This is a genomic window from Streptomyces sp. NBC_01433, from assembly GCF_026340105.1.
In the GTDB taxonomy this organism is placed as follows: domain Bacteria; phylum Actinomycetota; class Actinomycetes; order Streptomycetales; family Streptomycetaceae; genus Streptomyces.
On the sequence record NZ_JAPEPM010000001.1, the window covers coordinates 4,573,880 to 4,592,517 of the forward strand.

Below are 18,638 nucleotides of genomic sequence, written 5' to 3' on the forward strand. Positions count from 1 at the left end.
ATTTGGGTTGTTGGCGGAGAGCAACCGCCAACACAGACCCGAACCGAAAGGGACGCCTCGTGCAGTCCTGCGCACTCTTCGACGTACCCGCATCCGCGGTGACCACCCCCATACTGCCGCCCGGCCCCGTCGACCCCGGCCGCACCTACCTCCAGTACGGCGAGACCGACCGCTGGTCCTACCTGGGCACACATCAGCCGTCATGGCTGGAGCGGCCCGAGTTCGGCGGGAGCATGGCCGTGCCGCTGTGCGTCTCACACCGCCGTCTCGCCGGGCGCCGCAGCCTCCCCCGCGCCGTCACCTCGTGGATGTTGGACTCGGGAGGGTTCACGGAGCTGAGCCTGTACGGCCGGTGGACGGTCCCCCCGGCCCAGTACGCCGCCGCCGTACGCCGGTACACCGACGAGATCGGGGAACTGGAGCGCGCGGCGATCCAGGACGAGATGTGCGAGCCGCAGATTCTCGCCAAGACCGGCAGGACGGTCTACGACCACCAGTGCCGCACCGTCGCCTCGTACCTGAACCTGATGTGGCTCGACGACGAACTCCCCTGGATGCCCGTCCTCCAGGGCTGGACACTCGACGACTACCTCCGGTGCGTCGACATGTACGCCGCGATGGGCGTCGATCTCACCCTTGAGCCGCTGGTCGGTCTCGGCTCGGTGTGCCGACGGCAGTCCACGAAGGAAGCCGTACGGATCGTGGAGCGGCTGCACGGGCTCGGCATCCGCCTGCACGGATTCGGCTTCAAGGTGACCGGCCTGCGCGAGGTTCACCACCTGCTCTACAGCTCCGACTACCTGGCGTGGTCGTTCAACGCCCGCCGCCACGCCCCGCTGCCCGGCTGCACACACAAGACGTGCTCGAACTGCCCGAAGTACGCGGTCGCCTGGCGAAACCGCCTCCTGTCCTCCCTGACCGACTGGCGGCAGGACAGCGCCGTTCCCCTGCTCGACCTGGCGGCCTGACCGCCCCGCCGGGGGCACCAGCCGCCCCGGCCCTCTTCCCTCCACTTCGCCCTCGAAAGGCACCCGCACCATGAGCACGCCGTACCTGTCCTCGTTCCTGCCCGACGTCCGCCGCAACCGTGACGGCCTCGCCGCCGCGTGGCTCCGGATGCTCGAACTCGGCTACGCCCCCCGCACCGTCACCGAACCCGAGGGCTGCACCCGTACCCGCTGCGCAGGCGTCCACAACGGCTACCCGGGCAGCGAACACCGGTGGGGACTGACCGACCTGTTGTGCGGCCAGGACATCGAGGTCTTCTACAGCCACATGCGGGAGCGCAAAGGCGCCCACCCCGCCCCGCCCCGCCGCCACAAGGGGTGTCCGTACTCCGGCCCCGGCAAGGCCGCGAAGCGCGCCGCCCGCTACGCCGAACTCGGCCTGCCCGTACCCGCCTGGGACACCGACGCCCGCGCCGCACTCTCCGCCTGACCATCCTGCCGGGCGACGCAGACCGTCGCCCGGCCCCATCCTCCCCATCCTGCCGACACACCACGAGGTAGCCATGAACACCGTCACGTCCTCCACGCCCGTCACGATCAAGAACACCAGCGAACTCGCCGCAGGCGACATCGTGCGCACCCTGGGGATGCGCGTCCGACTCGACAGCGGACTGTCCCGCAAGCTGCCGGGTCTGACCGGCCGCACCGCTTACGTGTGGACCGGCACTGTCCTGAACCTCGACGAGGTACGCGCGGGGGGCCCGGTGCCCGCGTCCTTCCTGCGCACGCGGAAGTACCAGCCCGGAGAGGGCTGGGTGACCGACCGGTACGACGTCTGGGAGGTCCAGGGCAACGAGCGCACGGAGTGGTTTGTCGAGAACCCCTCCTAGCTCCACCCCGGCCGGGGCGCGTCACCGCGCCCCGGCACCCCCTGCCCAGCTCTTTCTGTGCCGAGGAACCTTATGCCCATCGCCGCCCAGCTCGACCTGTTCGAGATTTCCCCGGCCCCCGTGCCGAAGCCGAAGCGCACCCGCCGTATCCACTCCTCCGTCCCGGATGCGCCAGCCACCACCATCCCGACCGCGCTGCTCCGTCTCGCCGACTGGATCCTCCTGAACTCCAGCGGCGGAAAGGACAGCCAGGCCATGGCCTCACACGTCTGTGCCCTGGCCGCCAAGCTCGGGCTGCTGCACCGTGTCGTCATCGTCCACTCCGACCTCGGGGACATCGAGTGGACGGATACCCGGAAGCTCGCCGAGGAACAAGCACGTCTCCTCGGTGTCCGCTTCGAGGTGGTCAAGGCCGAGGGCGGTGACCTTCTGGCGCGCACCGTCGCCCGGTTCTTCACGCTGAAGGCGAAGGCGGAGAGGGAAGCTCGCGAGCAGGGCACCGACCCGGGCACCGTAAAGATCGCCCCGGCCTGGCCTTCTTCCGCAGCTAGATGGTGTACATCGGATTTGAAGCGAGGCCCGATCCGGAAGCTGATGACGCGTCTCGTCGCCGAACTAGGCGACCTGGGGCGACCGGCGCGCCTCTTGAACTGCCTGGGCCAGCGGGCCGCCGAATCGGCGCCGCGGGCGAAGCTCGCCGCCGTCGAGATCGACCGCCCGGCCAGCAATGGCAGGAGGCACATCACGACGTGGAGGCCGATCCACGGGTGGACGGACGCGGAGGTCTGGAAGGAGATCGCCCGCTCCGGCCTGCCGTACCACGAGGCGTACGACTGGGGCCTGAGCCGCCTGTCCTGCTCCTTCTGCGTCCTCGGGTGCGAGGCTGACGCCGTCCTCGCCGCCCGGCTGCGCCCGCAGAAGGCCGCCCAGTACATCGCGGTCGAGAAGAAGGTCGGCGCCGACTTCAAGAACGGCCTGTCCATGCGGACGATCGTCGAGCGGGCCAAGGCGCTGGACGCCGAGCACGGGGAGCTGCGCCGTCCGCCGCGCGGCACGGCCCTGTCCCGCTACGTCGGCAAGAAGGCCACCCGCCGCTACCTCGCTCGCGTCGACCACACCCGTCTCGGCCTCGCGGCCTGACCGCCGCCCGCACCACCCCCGGCCGGAGAGCAACCGGCCCCAGACCCGAACGGAGCCCCCCCATGTCCCGCACCACCCGTCAGCACACCATCGCCGGACACCTCGCGGCCGTTGGCCTGCCGAACCTCCACCTGTCCGAGGCCGAGCAGAAGGAAGGACGGCCCGGCCGGCACGAGAGCGACGGGTTCGCCGTACGGCAGCACCTGGACGAGAACGGAGCCCTGGTCGTTATCGCGGGCGCCTACGGCCCGGACTGGTTCATGACCCTGGCGCAGATGCGGTACCGCCTGGAGCGGCCGTACGTGAAGTGCACCGTCACGGACGATGCCCCTGGCCTCGGGGACCACGAGATCGTGGTGCGGTGGGCGACGTCGCAGGAGTTGCAGGCCCGCAAGCGCGCCGAGGCGGCGCGGCAGGCCCCGCTCGTCGCGATGCTGCACCAGCAGGTGAAGGCCGAGAGGGCAGCCGCGGAGCGGCAGGCCATCGAAGACGCCGGGCAAACCGGTCTGTGGTGACCGGTGGGGGCAGCTGCTCTCGGAAGCAGCCAGTGCTGGAGGCCGGGCGGGCGGTGTCAGTGCCGCCCGGCACCATGGCCACGGAGGGACCGAAGGGACTGAAATGCAGAGGACCGACAAAATCCGCCTGGGCTACACCGATCCGATGACCGGGCAGCCGACGCAGGAGAAGCAGTACCGCGAGGTGGAGTACGCCGACATCGACGGGGTGGTTCTGGTGGTGCACCACTACTACCGGTCCAGCGCCCCGAAGTGGACCGCGCGACCGTACATGGACCACCTGTCCCCGGATGCGTACGCGTCATGGGTGCAGCACCTGAGCACCCATCCGGACTCCGGGCTCGTCTTCGCGCACATCCGGCGCCGAGACCTGCTGGCGCAGATTGCGAAGGACATCGGCAGCCCGGATTGGACTCTCGGCCGCAACGCCTGGATGGCTCTGCCTCGCGATCCTCGATGGGCCGGGCTGCGCTTCCGCCTCGTACGTCGCGCTCCGCAGCAGTGGTGGGCGCTGCCGGCCGACCCGTCCCGGGACACCGAACGCGGGCCGTGGCCGAGTGAGCGGACCGCGCTCGCGGACCTGGTGGAGCAGCCGCCGCTCACGCCCGGCCCGTAGGCCGCGCCACCTGGAAATGCCGCAAGCCACGGCGATGAACGAGGACCCCGGCACGGACGTGTGCCGGGGTCCTCGTGTCGAACCTGCTGCGCGGGCGCGCTCCGCCTCACCCCCGCGAAGGCAGGGCGCGCCCGGAGAGGTCAGGCCGTGAGGGCGGGAGCGACCGGCGCGGCGGGGAGCACCTTGGCCAGGAGCTTCGCCACACCGATGACGGTCCGGTCGGACAGGTAGGGGCCGATGATCTGGATGGCGAGCGGCAGACCGTCACTCGTCTGCCCAGTAGGCATGACCACCGAGGGCAGGCCGACGGGCGAGCTGAGATTCACCCAGCTCGTCTGGTCGAAGAAGCTGCGCTTCTCTCCGTCCACGGTGATGTACCGGTCCTGGGAGGGGACGGAGGTCTGGTCGAGGACAGCGGCGGTCGGTGCGGCAGGAGTGATCAGCACGTCGTGCGTGGTGAAGTACCCGGCCCACTTCGCGCGGAGCGCGTGCCGGTCCTCGTCGGCGCGGGCCCAGTCCCGGTGCCGCATGGTGCGCGATTTCAGGTACAGGGCGGAGGGGGCGTCGTCAGCGACGGCGTCGGCCGCCTTCACTTCACCGGCGAACGCTTCGTCGCTGGAGGTGGCCGCGGAGGTGGCGTACATCAGGCGCTCGAAGAGGCCGTTGCTCTCGGCGAAGTCCACGGGGCGGGCGGAGTCGTCGAGGCTGGCCCCGGCCGCGCGTACGGCCTTGGCGACCTGATCCATGAGGGTGCGGGTGGCGGCGTCAACCCGGCAGAACGGGTCATCCGCCCACAGGCCCACGCGAAACCGGCCCAGGGTGGTCTTCGTCGGGGCGGGCAGGTCGATGCTCCAGGCGGCGCCGTCGGCCGGGGACGGCGCGGCGAGGACGTCCAGGAGCAGGTCCAGGTCGTCGGCGGTCCGCGCGATCGGGCCGAGGGTGAGCATGTCCGAGCTGGTGAGCCAGCCGGGCGGGCGGGGGATGTGACCGCGGGTGGGGACGATCGGCGAGGCCCCGCGAGAGGTCCGCAGCGCGTACACGCCGCAGTAGGCGGCAGGCAGGCGAAGCGACCCGGCCAGGTCGGATCCGATTTCGAGAGCGCTGAGTCCGGTGGCGACGGCGACGGCCGGGCCGCCGGAGGAGCCGCCGGCGGTGTGCTTGGGGGAGTGGGGGTTGTTCGTCTTCCCGAAGAGGGTGTTCGACGTCTGGATGTCCTGGCACATGGCCGGTGTGTTCGTCTTGCCGATGATGATGGCTCCGGCCTGTCGGAGCAGAGCCACGGCGTCGGCGTCCGTGCTGGGGACGTGCCCGCTCAGGTCGGGGCTGCCGCAGGTGGTTCGCAGGCCGCGGGTCTCCAGCGCGTCCTTGACCGTGATGGGCAGGCCGTGGAGCGGCCCCAGGGTGCGGCCGGTCGTGGCCAGATACTCATCAGCCTCATCGGCGGAGGCGCGGGCGCTGGCCGCGTCCAGGGTCACCACGGCGTTGAGGCCGGGGTTGATCTTGCCGTGGTGGGCGAGGACCTGGTCCAGGAGGCCCCGGGCGGTTATGCGGCCGTGCCGCAGGGCGGCGAGCTGGGCGCGTGCGGGGGAGCGGTACGGGGCGGTGCTGTTCATGACGTCCTTGGCTTCTGCGGTGCCAGTGGCCGCGAAGGCGGCCTTCGGCAGGGAGGCAGCGGCCACGGTGCCGGCGGCCGTGGCGAGGAGAGTTCTGCGGTTCACGTACGGGCTCCTGATGCGGTTTCGGCCTTGGGCATCGTCGAGGGGGCCGTGAAGTAGCGGGCGACTCGTACGAGGTGGCGGAGGTCTTCTTGCGTCGTCGGGGTGTTCAGGGCCGCATCGGCGTAGGAGGCCGGGTGCTCCACCGGTCCGTGGTGGCGTTGCAAGAGGGCGGCGCGGATCTGGTCGGCGGTGACGGCGGCTAGGCGGTGCTTCCTTGGCCGCCACCAGGCGGCGCGCTGCATCTCGGCGCTGGCTCGGACATCGGGGTCGAGGTAGGGGCGCAGCGCGATCTGGGCGTCACGGATCTCTACGACTCGGCGGTACAGGTCGAAGGAGAGGTCGCTGACGTTGTGCGTGGGCTCGACGAGGACGATGCCCGGTTCGACGGCAGAGACCGTCCGCCACAGTGACTCCAGCTCCTGGTGCTGCTGGCGCTCGTCACGACTGCGCCGGGCGACGAGAAACGTACTCGCGACAATCGGTATGAAGTACCCGATTTGCGTCAAGGTTGCGCCCACGTCGCCGCAGATCCAGGCGTAGGGCTCCAGGGGGCGCACGCTGAACCCGATCTCGGCCCCGAGGATCGCGCTGAGCCGGATGCCGCTGTACCCGAGGGTGATGACGGCCCCGACGGCGATCAGGCGCAGGCCGCGGCTGATCCACCGGTCGGTGATCTCTCCGGCGTATTTCCAACACACGCGAGCGAGGTAGATCTCGGCGACCGTGTAGGTCCCCATGTACAGCAGCAGGTACGCCTGGAAGGCGGGGTCGTGGGCGTAGTAGAGCGTGAAATCCGTGGGCCGCTGCGAAACGGGGGTGAGCATGGCGAAGAGGGCCGCCATCATCACGATGACCGAGAAGGATCCGGCGAGAAGCCAGCGGGTGCGCCGCGCCGCGTCTGCTGGCGGTTTTGTCCAGAATGCCAGGACTGATGCTTGTAGGCCGAAGACGAGCACCACGAAGCTTTGCGCCAAAGGGACGGCGATATTGGTCACCCCGAATACGCCGTCAATGCGGACCCATACCGGGGTCATGGAGATCACGTAGCTGAGAGCTGAGCAGAGGTACGTGAAGGCGAGGGCGATCAGGGCGGGATCCCGCTGATCGGGGTTCCGCCAGCCCGTGCGTAGATCGCGCAGGAGCAGCAGGAAGCCGGTGCCTGCGATGAACAGGCACAGCGGGTGAAGTATGTCTTTCACGGTTCTTATCTGAGGTCAGTCATCGCGACGCATGAGCGTGCGCGTGATGCGGTCAGCCGACTCGCTCTGAGGAGCGGGGCGGCTGGTTATGACGTGTGCTTGGAGGAAGGAGCCGATGCCTTCCGCTTCCCGCTCGATCGTCTCGGAGTAGTTCGTACGGCCCAGGACAGTGGCCCACAGGTCCGTTTCGATGTCGCCGAGAATGATCCCGTTGTCCGGGGTCACGGCTGTGGCGATGCCACGGTGGCCCTTGAGGAGGTGGCCGTACTCGTGGCCGATGATGAAATCTTGGTGGGCGGGGCTGGTGTCGGGGTCGTACCCGATGTAGTTGATCCCGCCGCTCTTGATCACCATGCCGCACGGGGTGCTGCCGCCAGTGGTCTTCCCCGGCGTGATGATGATCGGCTCGCTGATCAGCTCCTCGATGAAGCCGCGCATCTCGCGCACACTCTTCACGCGAGGGAGATTCAGGGAGCGGACGAAGCTACGGCACTCCTCCAGTACCGGGTCCGCCAAGGTCGGTGGCTCGGCACGGGCGGTGCGGCGTGAGCGGCGCCTCATGGATCGCTCCTCGCGATGATCGTCAGGTTTCCTCTGGGCTGCTTTCGGACGAGGCGTTGTGCTCGGGAGGGAGACCTTCGAGCCGGCGTACCTGTTCGATCATGGCCGCCGCGGCGGATAGACCTTCGTCTGAGAGGTCGGCCGCGCGCATGGCGATTGCGGTGACCCGCGAGTTTTGCAGCCGTTTCAGGGTAGCTGCGGTGACTCCTGCCTTTTGCAACCGGGCCAGTTCTTCGAGCTGTCCGATCAGGGCCTCGGATGTGACGCCCTCGCTCATCCGCTCCGTGATCTTCTTGAGCTGCTGGTGCAACTGATCTGGGGTGGCCCCGTTTTCCTTGAAGTTGTTGAGCCGGGTGATCACGGCGTTCATTGATCGCTCGGTGGCCTGGTTTGACCAGTAGTCCCTCGGCACCGCGAAAAAGTCTGCGAGCCCTTCCATGTGCTTCTTCGTCGGGTTGTCGGCCCGGCCGTTGCGCAATTGCCACATGTAGGTGGCGGAGAAGGCGGGCAGGCCCTGCTCCTCCAGCATTCGTACGACCTGCGGGTTGGTGAACGGCCCTCGCGGGTCGTGTTTGCACAGGAAGTCGAGTTGCTCCGCGAAGCTGCCCCCCGCGGGGCCCTCTTCTGGAGTCTGCGTCCCGTGGGCATGGGTCACGGCGACTCCCCCTTCGTTGTTCATCTGAGTTCATCATCACGTACACGGAAGCTAATGTTCCGCTTACAGTAGCAACTCAGATTGCTCGCTCTGCCTCGGGTGCAGGCGGTGCGCGCTGCGCAAGCAGGCGCCCGTCCGTGACGGTGGGCGAATCGAGCTATCACTCGCATAGGTGCTCAAGCGACGGGATGGATACGTGAGGCTTTCCCCCACCGATCGGCGTCAGGAAACGACGTCGCACCTGTGGCAGCAGCTCAACATGGATCGCACGATCACCTTCGCCGTCGGCCCAGAGGTCAAGCCCGCAGACGCTCACGTACGCGCCACCGCGTTCGTCCGGCGGACATTGCCCATGCTTCTGGAGGGCACGCCGACCGCCGACGTGGTCGGCCGCGATGTGCTCGCAGTGGTCACGGAGCTCGTCGACATCACCGCCCGGGACCGTCACAGCACGGATGTTTTCGGAAGCGTCGTCTTCGACGGCACGCACGTCACCGTGTCGGTGGGGAACATGCACAGCACCTTGCCCACGCCCGAAGAGGAGCCCGGCCTTTACCTCGTACGCGGACTCGCAGAAGACCTGGGGCAATACCGCGGGGACGGGGGCGGCTTCGCCACCTGGGCGTCCGTACCGGTGGTTCGACCGGATGGCCGATAGACCCCACAGGGGTGAGGTGAATCAACATCTGGAGCGCCCGAGCCGCTGGTAGAAACGCCCCGGCTGGCTGCCCGCGAGGGTGCCCCTCCCAGCATCCGGCGCAACGGCCGCAATGCAGGGCCGGGCGCCGTTCACCAGGTGGACGGCTCCGATAGAACGTCAGCGTCGGTCACCGGGCGACGACCAGGCGGGAACGGCGGCTCCGTGGAATACCGGTGTCCGCCCGCGTCGAGGTTCTGCTCCCACTCCTCCGGTCCACAGCCGCACGAGTTGCTGTGATGGGTCCAGCACTGTGGCTCGGCGTCAGGTTCCGGATAGGCCAGCAAACGGCCGGTGTCCTCGGTGCCGTTCTCGTCGGCTTCGATTCCCACGCGGACTCCCTCTCTTGAGTCAGGTGCCGGAGGCCGCCGTGGCGGCGGCCGGCATTGGAGCGTCGCACGGATTCCCCCAGCGGCGCCCCCAGAACCTCAGTTCAGCAGGCCGCGTCGGCGCGGCTTGTGCAGTGGCTCTGGCTCGTACAGGGCGAGCAGTACAGCCTCTGCCCTGTCCGGTGACTTCATGCCGCGCGCCTTCATGGCTCGCTTCGACTCGACCTGGGTGTAACCGTTCGTTCTCGACAGCAGCTTCGGCGTAGAGAGCTGCGTGGCGGCCTTCTTGTCGACGTGGAGGCGTAGCCGGCCACGGCCGGTGGACGGGTCCGGTTGGAGGAGACTCCTGGTCGCGAGCCACATCTCGTCCCTCTTGAGCCACGGCCGCATCACGGCGCCGGGGTCGTCCTGACTCGGGGATTCCGACACCATGACGCCGACGATCTGCGCTTGGTGCCGCCCGGTCTCCGCCCACCGCTGCAACATGCTGACCACACCGTGGCCGATGCCGTTCTGGTCGACCTTGACCCGTACGGGGTGCCGAGACCCAAGGGCGTCGGCCAGGCGCTGCGCCGCGTGGATCTCCTCCAGGACTACTTCGGCGACTGTCACCTGGGAGTCGTTCGCGGCGCCCGCCGACGCGTGCCGGAACTCGATCGCGTCGCCGACCGAGCGATACACGGTGAATTCATCGCCACCGTCCGCCGCAATGTCGACGCCGAGGCGGACCCAGGACCCTTCGCGGACAGTGTGCTCGGCGGTCTCACCGTCCAGGCCGAGGTCGCACAGGCGGTGCCAACCGTCCCCAGTGGGGTCCTCGTACGAGGTGGCGGCCTCGACCCAGCTCGGCGGGATGACGATGCCGCCGCCGCCCTTGGGGAACCGCGCGAAGACCTTCGCGATCACGTAGGGGTGGTCTTCCCCATAGGACCTGATGGTGCGGTCCACCCAGTCCTGGTCCGGCATGTGCCGGGACAGGGTGTGGATGTCGTTGGGGTTCTCGGGGCAGTCCGTGCAGAACGGCACCCTCTCGCTGGTGATGGCCGGAGAGTCGAGCGAGGAGATGGGGATGGTGACGGTCATCGGCTCGCCGACGTCGTCGCCCTCCAAACACAGCTCCTCGAACCAGCTAGCCGGATCATCCATCGCCGGATTACCGATGGCCAGCATCGCCGAGTGCCCGCCGGTCAGCAGGTTGTTGGTGCCATGGCCGATCATCGGGGCAATACCGCCTGCTTCGTCGACGATCAGCAGCAGGTGGGGCATATGGATCCCCTGCATCGCTGACTCGTCGTTGGCGGGAGCGGTGAAACCGTAGGCAGCAACGAAGTCGTTGCCGTACGGATCGGGCATCTTGTACTGGACGGTGTCGCAGTAGCCCGGCAGGCCGGCACGCGGCACCACCTTGCGAATGTGCGGCCAGAGCTGTCGCTGTACCTGGCGGAAACGCGTCGCCGTCGTGATGCACAAGGCGGTGCCGACGGGAAACACGTTGGTGAACCAGACCGCGGCGCGGGCCGCGAGATGGGTCTTGCCCACGCCAAATCCGGCGGGAACGGCAACGCGCTTATGGTCGACCAGAGCGTCGAGGACAGCACGCTGCTTGCTCCACAGGGACTCGCCGAGGACGTCTTCGACGAACCCGGAGGGGGTGTCCCGCCACAAGCCGTACAGGGACCCCGTGGCCCGCTCGACCTCCGTCATAACCGCAGCGCGTTCCCGCGGGGTGAAGTGCTGCTTGAACGCGTTCCGGCGCTCGATGGGCGGCATCCGGAGCAGAAGGTCGGCGACGCTGGCGGCCTCGCGGGAGATGACGCCGGGCCGGGCGTGTTGCAGCTTGGCCGCCGAGGGAGCCACGCGAGCGCGTGTCGGCTGGCCAGGCTCCATGCGGGACATGAGGCGGACCGTGCCGCTTCGGCCTGGTTTATGTCGCGGTCTGGCCGGGGCCCATGCCCAGACACCCGACCAGACCGCTGGTCCCGGCGCGGTGTGTGACTACAACGACCCTGAGCTGAATCGCATTGCGCCGGAAGTCTTGCTCAAGGCCCGCGCGACTGGGGGGGTGGGGGACGCGCGGGCCTCAGCACCTACTAGTACGCCGGAAGGGCCGATCTTGTTACACCCGGCTCCGCGATCCCTGGTCGATCCCCGAGAACGTCCTGACGGTTGGTTATGGCCTCGACGAGCACCGCGTGCTCCTCGTCCACCCGGCGCAGAGCTTCCAGAATGATGGCGGCCTCAGCCACGGCAACTGACCGCTCGTCGGGAGTCAGTCGGTACCAAGGCGTGGACTGTGTGCCGCATGCGGCCAAGACCTCGCGACGGGCTTCGTAGTAGTGCCGGGCCAGGGGCACCGGCTGGGGCATGGTCGTCATACCGAGGGGAACGTCGCCTCGTCCGATTCGGTGACACTCCCGCTCGTGATGGGCGCCGCGTGCAGCTCTGTGAGGATCCTGAGCGAGGTGCGGACGATCCCGACGGCCATGGGCGGGGTCAGGGCGGCATGGGTCGTCTTCCCGTGGGCGTACCTGTTGCGGATCTGGCGGCCGGTGCCGTCGAGGAGGTCGTACTGCTCGTCGCTGAGAAGCCCGTCAGCCCGAGCCTTCTTGAGGTGGTCGGCGAGACTGCCCTTGCCGTAGCGATCGGTCAGAGCTGGCTCGACGGCGATGACGGATGTGGCCGCGCCGATCATCAGGAACTCATACCGGTAGTAGCTCATGCGAATGAGTTCACGAGCTGTGGTCAGCACGCTCTCGGCTGCCTGGGGCAGGCCGGGCGGTAAGGCCAGGTCACGAACTATGTCGTGCATGTCACCGAACTGGGTGGCCCAATGGCGGAAGCGCTCGTCAGGGATGGGCCAGGGCAGTTCCGTTGTGCTCATCAACAGATTCTTGCAGCAGCGAGCCGCGGGGTCAGCCGGTTAAGGGAACCGCTCGGTAGCCAGACCCAACACCTCTGAGCACCCCGGCCGACAGTCCAACGCGGCGTTCGACGGCAAGCCCCTCCTGGCCTTCGGAAGGATGGCTGGCGCGGTCGACCTTGACACGGAACAAGCCACCCAAGGGTGCACCCTGCGCCGGGTCGGACGTCCGAACGACAAGGCGAACCGTTCCGACAAGTTGGCCTGACGACGCAGTTCGCGCCTCGCGACAAGAGCGGATCACCAGTAGGAGACGAAGGAGCTGGCCAGCGCCCTTTCAGGGTTCCGATGGCCAGCCCCCATCGGATGCAACGCGCGAGACTATTCTCCGTCGTCCGCGTAGACGGCGATCAACGCGTGAGTCTCCGGGTCGTCATCGAGCCCCGCCCGGCCAAAAGCCACGTCCGAGGCGACAGCCCGCAGTTCCTTGGCCCCGAGGCGTTGCAACTGGGCATGGGTCCACGGCCCGTCCTCCTCGGCGAGCCCGAGATCATCTTGACCAAGGGCGGCGAACCCGCCGTTCTGCGCGGACGGAGGCAGTTCCCGTTCCTCCGTCTCGTCGTGCCAGGCGTACATCCACTCGTGCCGAACAGTCATCGTCTGCGCCCACGGGAACTCCCGCGCGCCCAGGGCTTCCATCGCCGCTACGAGCGCCTTCACGGCAGCCATCCGGCGGGTGTTGCGGATGTTCACGCGGAGCCCCTTCGGCACCGTGAACTCGAACGTCAGGCGCAGAACGCGCGGCACCTCGTTGTCAGGCACAAGAATCCCCCTCGAAGAGAAGTCCAACTTTCATGAGAGTAAGGCAATCTCGGCGAGATGGCGACGAGTTGAGGGGAACGGCTGACGAAGAGTCGGATCAGGCGGCGCTCGCGGCAGGCAGCTCGGGCTCAGCGAGGCGAGACCACCACACGCCGACGGTGCCTGAGCGAAGCGATGGCACCGTAACTACTTAATGGTCTTGCTTGATGTTCTTACTAAAGGCGCCTGACCTGCCGGGACCCGGTTCACCGGGACCCGGACGACCGGAAGCCGGTTCTTCCGGCGCCGGATTTTCAGGCCCCGGAACCGGAACCGGAAACTGAAAACCCGGCCCCGGTACTGCTCAGGGCCGGGTCAGGGGCTGGGTCAGTGGCCGCGGCGCTTCGCTGCCGTGTTCTTCACGTCGCGTACGTACTTCGGGGTGACGTTGCCCAGTTGCCCGATGCGCTCCGTGGACCAGTCGTACGGGTCCTCGGTGAGCGCGAGCGCGGCGTTCTGCAGGAACGGCATCGCGGCCTTCCTGCGGGCGGCGGCCACCGACACAGTGGCGGAGAGGGACGGCAACCGTTCCGCGGCCTCGTCGGCGTCGAGACGCTTCACGCCGGCCCTCTCCGCGGCTGCGATGCGCTCCTCTGCGCTCATGCGGTTGTGGAGATCACCGCCGGGATTGATCGGTGCCTTCTTGTCGCCAGTGAGGGCGAAGCGGCGCATCTCGGAGTAGGCGTTGGGGAGGATGCCGAGGACCTTGTCCAGGCCGCGGACGCCGTCGTAGAACCACAGCGACAGGGCGGCCTCGTTCCGGTCCTCGACGTGCGCCGTGATCTCCAGGTCTGCCTGCTGCACGATCTCGCAGGCCCTCTTGAAGCGGTCGTCGGGGCGGGCCAGCTCGCCCAGCTCCTTACTGACTTCCTCAGTGGCCTGGGCGCGCAGCTTCTTGTGGTCGGGGACTTCGAGCGTGTGGTGCACAGCGGGCATACTGGCCTCCGTCTGGTAAGGCACCGTCTTGGTGCCGGCGAAGGCTGGGGCAACCCCATGCCGACGAACCCCGAAATAGTACAGCGCGGGGCGTAAACGTGTCATGGTGACCGCCTCCTCCCCCTCCTGAGCAGGGCAAACCCGAACCGGCCGAGCAAGATCACCGGTCCTTCGACATCCGCCGTCGCACCTGGATCGCGGGTATGCGGGGCGCCGGTGAGCGCGATGCGGCCGACCGCTGTGCGCCGGAGGGCGCCGTGGCGCAGTACGCCGAGCCCGGTCAGCCGCCTCACCTGGCCGCCCCCACGGCTGCGGTACGCGCGCCGTCCGGACTGAGCCGGTACACCCGCCCATCGGTGTAGCGGACCTCGACCATGTCGGGGAGCTGCGGACGCCTGACCTTCCACCCCGCCTCGTACGAGGGCTTCGGATTGTCCTCGAACCAGCCGTTGCAGAGCTCGCACGCCAGCAGCAGGTTGTGAGGCTGGTTGATGAAAGGCTCGCGGGCGCCGCCCATGCCCCTGTTGACGCGGTGGTGGATCGTCAGCCGGTGCAGAGAGCCACAACGGACGCAGCACCCCCCGTCGCGCTGATAGACGAGGTCGCGAACCGTGTCCGTCGGGCCGGTGCGTCGTCGGGCCACGAGCGGGCCTCCGTCCTGCCCCGCCGCCGGGCCGCGCGAGTGCGGCCACAGTGAGGCGACGGGGCGAGTGACGGGAGAGTGGACGGCCGTTACGCCTTACGTCGCGGTGGCGGCCGCCACCCGGCCGCGGCACACCCCGGGCACGGCTCAGCCCAGTGCTCGTCGATGACCTGATGCTGATGGGCGGGCAGGCACTCCAGCAGAAGGGTGAACCGGGGCACGGACAGCTCCACCCCTCGGGTGTCGTACTCGAAATTTCCGCGGGTTGGGACCACCAGAGAGAGCGGTCTCGCCCAAGCCGTTCTCAGCCGTAGGCAGCAGGCGTCTGGCAACGTGTGCATCAGACGGCATCCGGGCGGATGCCGAGGCTGGGGGGCTAGTGAAAGACAAGGTGATTTACAACGTAATCGCCTTTTTGCTCGGAATTGCGATGTTGTGCCTGTTGGGGGGAGGGCTGTGGTGGGGGGCCACCGCGGCATACAGCTGGTTCGACAACTGGGCTCGCGGGGAGGAAGTGCGGCACGAATGGCACCTGCGCGGCCGGGAGTGGGATGTCGAGACGGCCAGCGAATCAACCAGCGGGGGACAGGTAGAGATCGACGTGCTCCGAGAGGTGTACGTCGAGGACGCGAATGATCCCGATGGGGCTGCGCTCATAGGCGATTGGGACAGCAACTTCGAAGCCAGTGGCGCGACAGTGAAGATCGCCAAGCCTCCCAAACACGGCACGGCGACAGTGGCACAGGACGGGACTCTGACCTACAAAGCCAACGGCAAATACGTTGGAACCGACAGCGTGACATGGTCCGTGAAGTTGAAACAGGCCCCCGAGACCGTGACCGGCACCCAACTCATCGCGGTTAACCCCGAGGAGGAGAAGGGCGAACCCTGGGTGCCGCCAGGAGAAAGATGGCCCGGGGCGTACGAAAACTGCACCGAAGCACGAGCCGAGGGAGGCGCCCCCGTTAGGAAGGGGCAACGAGGATACGCACCCTGGCTCGACGCAGACAGCGACGGCATCGGTTGCGACGGGGGGTGACCGGCGTCCCCAGCGGCAGGTCAGGTCGTTGCCGCAAAACTCAGCCCGGCGCACGTGTTCAGCGCGTCAAGCACTGCCGCAGCGTCCGGCACGGTGGCGGACGAGAGGAGCACCCGGCCGTGACCCGCCCGGCCGAGAACGAACTCGAACTGGGCGCCTGACCCCTCGCACTCGTATATGTACGTGCCCGGCGGCGCCTCGCTCAACGGTCCGTCGGCGTGATCGAGGTAGGGGAACCGCATCTCGTCGGCAGCACACGCGATCACCTCGTTGGGCACCTGGTTGAACTCGACGTTGGCGCGGCCCTCGTCGTCGAGGCAGACCAGCCCACCCCCGAGCCCGTCCTTCTCGTACTCCAGGCGGATGTCGTCACAGCCGACGTACCGCGGGTGGTCGTGGAGGTGCGGGAAGGCGGCCTTCAGCGCGACGACGGCCGCGGCCTGCGTCTCGTTCCAGTGCTGCTCCCAGGCGTCGAGGACCTGGAGGGCGGCGGGCTGCATGTGGTGCTCCGTTCGTCACCGGGCCATGGGCGGGCGTCCGTGTACCCGGTTGAGGTAATGCACGAAGCATCCGGTCGGAGAGGTCTAACGTCGCTGTGCGCCAACCCTGCGGGAGGTGTCCGAAGGTCGGTTCGGCCGGAAACTCAAGATTCTGCAAAGGCCCGAAATTCCGCCCGCTTCCCCTTCTGGTAAGTGTGAACCGCAGTTCTTCACTACCGCCCGTCGGTGTAGAAGCTGGAGCCGGGCAGCCCGCGTGAACTCGCCGCGAAAGGCCCGCCCTCACCCGCCGCCGGGCGGAACGGAAACAGATCCGACCTGACCGGCCGATGCAAGCCGACGTCGACGGCAGCTCGCCCGCAACAGGAATTCGCTCCAGCGCAGCTCGGGCCACCGAATTCCGGATGCGACCTACTCCCGGAAATGCGCGCGCGGCGCCCGTTACTAAGTCGGTGTGATGCACGCCACGCGCGATGTCCATATGTTGGACGCGGCCGACCCCCGCGTCCCGCCCGGGACGCCGGATGAAGCGCGAGAGCTGATGGAACGGCGGGTGAGGGACAGGCTGGCCGCGGTGCCAGGTCCTCGACGAGGGGCGGCCGGTGTACCTGCGCGACGGAACGTCGGTCTGGCGGTGACCATCCATGGGCCAGAAGCACGGCTCCGCTGGAGCCGAGTCGACCTGTCGGCCGAGGAGCGGTGGTGGAGCGGACGTCTTCGTAGGGCAGACCGTCTGCGCCCGCCCCGGTGCGACGAAGTCTCGTGGCACCGTTCGGGGGACGGATTGCCGTACGTAGCCATTTAGGTAGCCACGCAAGCGCCCTATTCGGACGTCTATGCAGGTCATAGCGGTACGGAGACTTTCCCCGGCGTATAGCTTGGACTCGTCTGTCCATCCCCTCTTCTGAGGGGGTGGGACCCCCTCTGACCTGCATGTTTGTGGGTCAGGGGGGTTTCTCATCTCACGATCGAGCCGCCCAAAGTTTCTCCCTGTTTGTCCGTTTCTTCGGGCTGTTTTTCAGTGTGGTGTGGCGATCGTGTGGCGATGAAGTGGCGGCGAAAGCGCCGTTTGAGGCCCCTCAAGGGGGTGCTCGAACATCCATTCCGAGAGGTGACCAGAAGCACCCTCGATCGATGGTGTTCGAACATGTGTTCCCATAACTCTAATCGCTTCGGCGTACAGATGCAGTGGACCGGAATCAGGTGATCACCCCATGGCCCAGCGAGCACACCGGAGACCGGGCAGGAGAGTCGCCAGAGTCCTGGCCGTCCCTGCCAAGGGTGAGAAGGGCCGCAAAGCGCGGCGCTCCTCGGCTATGGGGGCCTGGCGTTCTCTCTGGCCGCAGGAACCACGTTTCACACCGTGGCGACCGAGCGCAGCCCGGCGACCGTCGCGGTCCTGACGGGAGACATCTACACCGACGACCCCGCTGAGGCCGAGCGAAAGACCCTCTTCGACGGGGCCGGTGGTGTCGCAGGGGTCCCCTTCACCGACGAACAGCGCAAGGCGATCGTCAAGGAGAGCATGCGACAGGGCCTGAGCGAGGCCGACGCCTACGCCCTGGCCTACGGCGACGATGCCAAGGTCCGGATCCACGAAGACGGAACCGTCACTGTCGACACCCGCGAAGTCGTGCTCGCGAACGGCCCGGTCTACCGCAAGGCCAAAAGAGCGACGTCGGCCGACGAGAAGGGGATAGAGACCCAGTCCGCAGGCACCAAGACGGACCCTGTGACCAAGCCCGACGCCGAGCGGAAGGCCACCCAGGGGAACACTGGGCAGAAGGCGGCGGGGAAGGCCAAGGGCGCTGCCAAGTAGCCCCAGGACCCCACCCAGGAATCCCCGGTCGCGGAGGACGGCTCTCGATGTAGGGAATCCCCTGGGTCCGGCAGTGGGCGGCGGTGCGGGCGTCGCTCGGCTGGGCCTCGTTCAGCTTGTTCTGCACGGCCGCGACCGTGACGATCGTTGCAGCGAGATCGATCTGTGCCGGGCTGACCTTGGACAGTCCGACATGGGCGATCTTCCCCTCCTTCTGGAGGGCGGCGAGGGCGCCGACTTGATCCAGGAAGGCCAATGCGTCGAGGGTGCCCGGCTCGCAGGGGCAACCATGGCCGTTCGGGACTCCAAGGACCCCCAGCGCGGAACCTGCCTCTTCCGGGCCGCCGCATGGCACGCCTTCGTTGACGGAGTTACGGGCGAGGACACGCCGCTCTAGAGGAGCTGCACGCTGAGGGCGTCCCACCGTCAAGGGGGCGCCCTGAGTGTTGGTCTCACCCCTTGAGTGGTTCTCTACACCCACCAAGCCAAGGAGCGCTGATCGGGTGAGGAGCAACGTCGACCTGACCCATGCTGAGTGGTCGAAGCATGAGTTGAGCAACGGCGGAAACAACTGTCTCGACGTTGCCATCCTCGGTGTCGTGGTGGCGCCGCCCGGCTCCGCGGATGTTGGTGACATGGACGCCAAGATCCCGAAAGCGTGCGTCGGGGCTTCTCGCCGCCGGTGGCCCGGACGTTCTTCCTCCCCGTACGCCGCC

The 18,638-nt window shown here is 67.8% G+C and carries 21 protein-coding genes and 1 pseudogene; 10 read left to right on the forward strand and 12 right to left on the reverse strand.

From position 1 onward, the window contains the following. The first annotated feature begins 59 nt into the window (after positions 1 to 59). The 6 genes from OG413_RS20640 (at position 60) to OG413_RS20665 (ending at position 4,108) form a co-directional block, all read left to right on the forward strand. The gene (locus OG413_RS20640) at positions 60 to 968 is read left to right on the forward strand and encodes a hypothetical protein (protein WP_266807562.1); all 909 of its coding nucleotides are present in this window, start codon (positions 60 to 62) and stop codon (positions 966 to 968) included. Positions 969 to 1,038: 70 nt separating this feature from the next. Beyond that, entirely contained in the window at positions 1,039 to 1,437 is a 399-nt protein-coding gene (locus OG413_RS20645) for a hypothetical protein (RefSeq protein WP_266807564.1), read from the forward strand. Between the two features lie 73 nt (positions 1,438 to 1,510). Beyond that, the gene (locus OG413_RS20650) at positions 1,511 to 1,837 is read left to right on the forward strand and encodes a hypothetical protein (RefSeq protein WP_266807566.1); all 327 of its coding nucleotides are present in this window, start codon (positions 1,511 to 1,513) and stop codon (positions 1,835 to 1,837) included. Positions 1,838 to 1,909: 72 nt separating this feature from the next. Then, positions 1,910 to 2,977, forward strand: a complete 1,068-nt coding sequence (locus tag OG413_RS20655) for a phosphoadenosine phosphosulfate reductase family protein (protein ID WP_266807567.1) — start codon at positions 1,910 to 1,912, stop codon at positions 2,975 to 2,977. Between the two features lie 62 nt (positions 2,978 to 3,039). Next, positions 3,040 to 3,492 (forward strand): hypothetical protein, encoded by a 453-nt coding sequence (locus tag OG413_RS20660; protein WP_266807569.1) that lies wholly within the window; start codon positions 3,040 to 3,042, stop codon positions 3,490 to 3,492. Positions 3,493 to 3,595: 103 nt separating this feature from the next. Beyond that, the gene (locus OG413_RS20665; RefSeq protein ID WP_266807571.1) at positions 3,596 to 4,108 is read left to right on the forward strand and encodes a hypothetical protein; all 513 of its coding nucleotides are present in this window, start codon (positions 3,596 to 3,598) and stop codon (positions 4,106 to 4,108) included. 140 nt (positions 4,109 to 4,248) lie between these two features. Here the strand turns inward: OG413_RS20665 and OG413_RS20670 are convergent, their stop codons facing one another. From OG413_RS20670 to OG413_RS20685, 4 genes are read right to left on the reverse strand one after another with little or no spacing between them, the layout of a single operon-like run. Continuing rightward, positions 4,249 to 5,826, reverse strand: coding sequence for an amidase family protein (locus tag OG413_RS20670; RefSeq protein WP_266807573.1), 1,578 nt, complete (start codon positions 5,824 to 5,826; stop codon positions 4,249 to 4,251). Next, on the reverse strand, positions 5,823 to 7,025 hold the full coding sequence (locus OG413_RS20675) for an MAB_1171c family putative transporter (protein WP_266807575.1): 1,203 nt from the start codon (positions 7,023 to 7,025) through the stop codon (positions 5,823 to 5,825). The genes OG413_RS20670 and OG413_RS20675 overlap by 4 nt, the downstream gene beginning before the upstream one ends. A 15-nt stretch (positions 7,026 to 7,040) precedes the next feature. After that, positions 7,041 to 7,586 carry an ImmA/IrrE family metallo-endopeptidase gene (locus OG413_RS20680; RefSeq protein ID WP_266807577.1) on the reverse strand — a complete coding sequence of 182 codons (546 nt, stop codon included), beginning with the start codon at positions 7,584 to 7,586 and terminating at the stop codon, positions 7,041 to 7,043. Positions 7,587 to 7,608: 22 nt separating this feature from the next. Continuing rightward, complete coding sequence (locus OG413_RS20685) at positions 7,609 to 8,265, reverse strand: hypothetical protein (RefSeq protein WP_266807578.1); 657 nt, start codon at positions 8,263 to 8,265, stop codon at positions 7,609 to 7,611. Between the two features lie 235 nt (positions 8,266 to 8,500). On the opposite strand from OG413_RS20685, the gene OG413_RS20690 reads away from it, so the two are divergent. Then, complete coding sequence (locus OG413_RS20690) at positions 8,501 to 8,899, forward strand: hypothetical protein (RefSeq protein ID WP_266807580.1); 399 nt, start codon at positions 8,501 to 8,503, stop codon at positions 8,897 to 8,899. Between the two features lie 131 nt (positions 8,900 to 9,030). Here the strand turns inward: OG413_RS20690 and OG413_RS20695 are convergent, their stop codons facing one another. The 6 genes from OG413_RS20695 to OG413_RS20720 form a co-directional block, all read right to left on the reverse strand. Further along, positions 9,031 to 9,270, reverse strand: a complete 240-nt coding sequence (locus OG413_RS20695; protein ID WP_266807582.1) for a hypothetical protein — start codon at positions 9,268 to 9,270, stop codon at positions 9,031 to 9,033. Positions 9,271 to 9,366: 96 nt separating this feature from the next. After that, the gene (locus tag OG413_RS20700) at positions 9,367 to 11,163 is read right to left on the reverse strand and encodes a hypothetical protein (protein ID WP_266807584.1); all 1,797 of its coding nucleotides are present in this window, start codon (positions 11,161 to 11,163) and stop codon (positions 9,367 to 9,369) included. 475 nt (positions 11,164 to 11,638) lie between these two features. After that, complete coding sequence (locus OG413_RS20705) at positions 11,639 to 12,148, reverse strand: hypothetical protein (RefSeq protein ID WP_266807586.1); 510 nt, start codon at positions 12,146 to 12,148, stop codon at positions 11,639 to 11,641. A gap of 360 nt (positions 12,149 to 12,508) precedes the next feature. Beyond that, a complete protein-coding gene (locus OG413_RS20710; RefSeq protein WP_266807588.1) occupies positions 12,509 to 12,949 on the reverse strand; it encodes a hypothetical protein in 441 nt (146 codons plus the stop codon). Positions 12,950 to 13,315: 366 nt separating this feature from the next. Continuing rightward, complete coding sequence (locus OG413_RS20715) at positions 13,316 to 13,924, reverse strand: hypothetical protein (protein WP_266807590.1); 609 nt, start codon at positions 13,922 to 13,924, stop codon at positions 13,316 to 13,318. A gap of 289 nt (positions 13,925 to 14,213) precedes the next feature. Beyond that, on the reverse strand, positions 14,214 to 14,567 hold the full coding sequence (locus OG413_RS20720) for an HNH endonuclease (protein ID WP_266807592.1): 354 nt from the start codon (positions 14,565 to 14,567) through the stop codon (positions 14,214 to 14,216). 379 nt (positions 14,568 to 14,946) lie between these two features. On the opposite strand from OG413_RS20720, the gene OG413_RS20725 reads away from it, so the two are divergent. After that, positions 14,947 to 15,606 carry an excalibur calcium-binding domain-containing protein gene (locus OG413_RS20725; RefSeq protein WP_266807594.1) on the forward strand — a complete coding sequence of 220 codons (660 nt, stop codon included), beginning with the start codon at positions 14,947 to 14,949 and terminating at the stop codon, positions 15,604 to 15,606. Positions 15,607 to 15,626: 20 nt separating this feature from the next. Here OG413_RS20725 and OG413_RS20730 read toward each other — a convergent pair whose 3' ends face one another. After that, positions 15,627 to 16,106, reverse strand: coding sequence for a hypothetical protein (locus OG413_RS20730; RefSeq protein WP_266807596.1), 480 nt, complete (start codon positions 16,104 to 16,106; stop codon positions 15,627 to 15,629). Positions 16,107 to 17,466: 1,360 nt separating this feature from the next. Between OG413_RS20730 and OG413_RS20735 the strand changes: the two genes are divergently transcribed. Continuing rightward, positions 17,467 to 17,922 carry a hypothetical protein gene (locus OG413_RS20735; RefSeq protein WP_266807598.1) on the forward strand — a complete coding sequence of 152 codons (456 nt, stop codon included), beginning with the start codon at positions 17,467 to 17,469 and terminating at the stop codon, positions 17,920 to 17,922. Between the two features lie 94 nt (positions 17,923 to 18,016). Here the strand turns inward: OG413_RS20735 and OG413_RS47130 are convergent. Continuing rightward, positions 18,017 to 18,178: pseudogene (locus OG413_RS47130) on the reverse strand (aldo/keto reductase); the annotation flags it as partial. Here OG413_RS47130 and OG413_RS20740 point away from each other — a divergent pair. After that, positions 18,116 to 18,319 carry a DUF397 domain-containing protein gene (locus tag OG413_RS20740; RefSeq protein ID WP_266807600.1) on the forward strand — a complete coding sequence of 68 codons (204 nt, stop codon included), beginning with the start codon at positions 18,116 to 18,118 and terminating at the stop codon, positions 18,317 to 18,319. The pseudogene OG413_RS47130 and the gene OG413_RS20740 sit on opposite strands and share 63 nt — an antisense overlap. Positions 18,320 to 18,638: the final 319 nt, after the last annotated feature.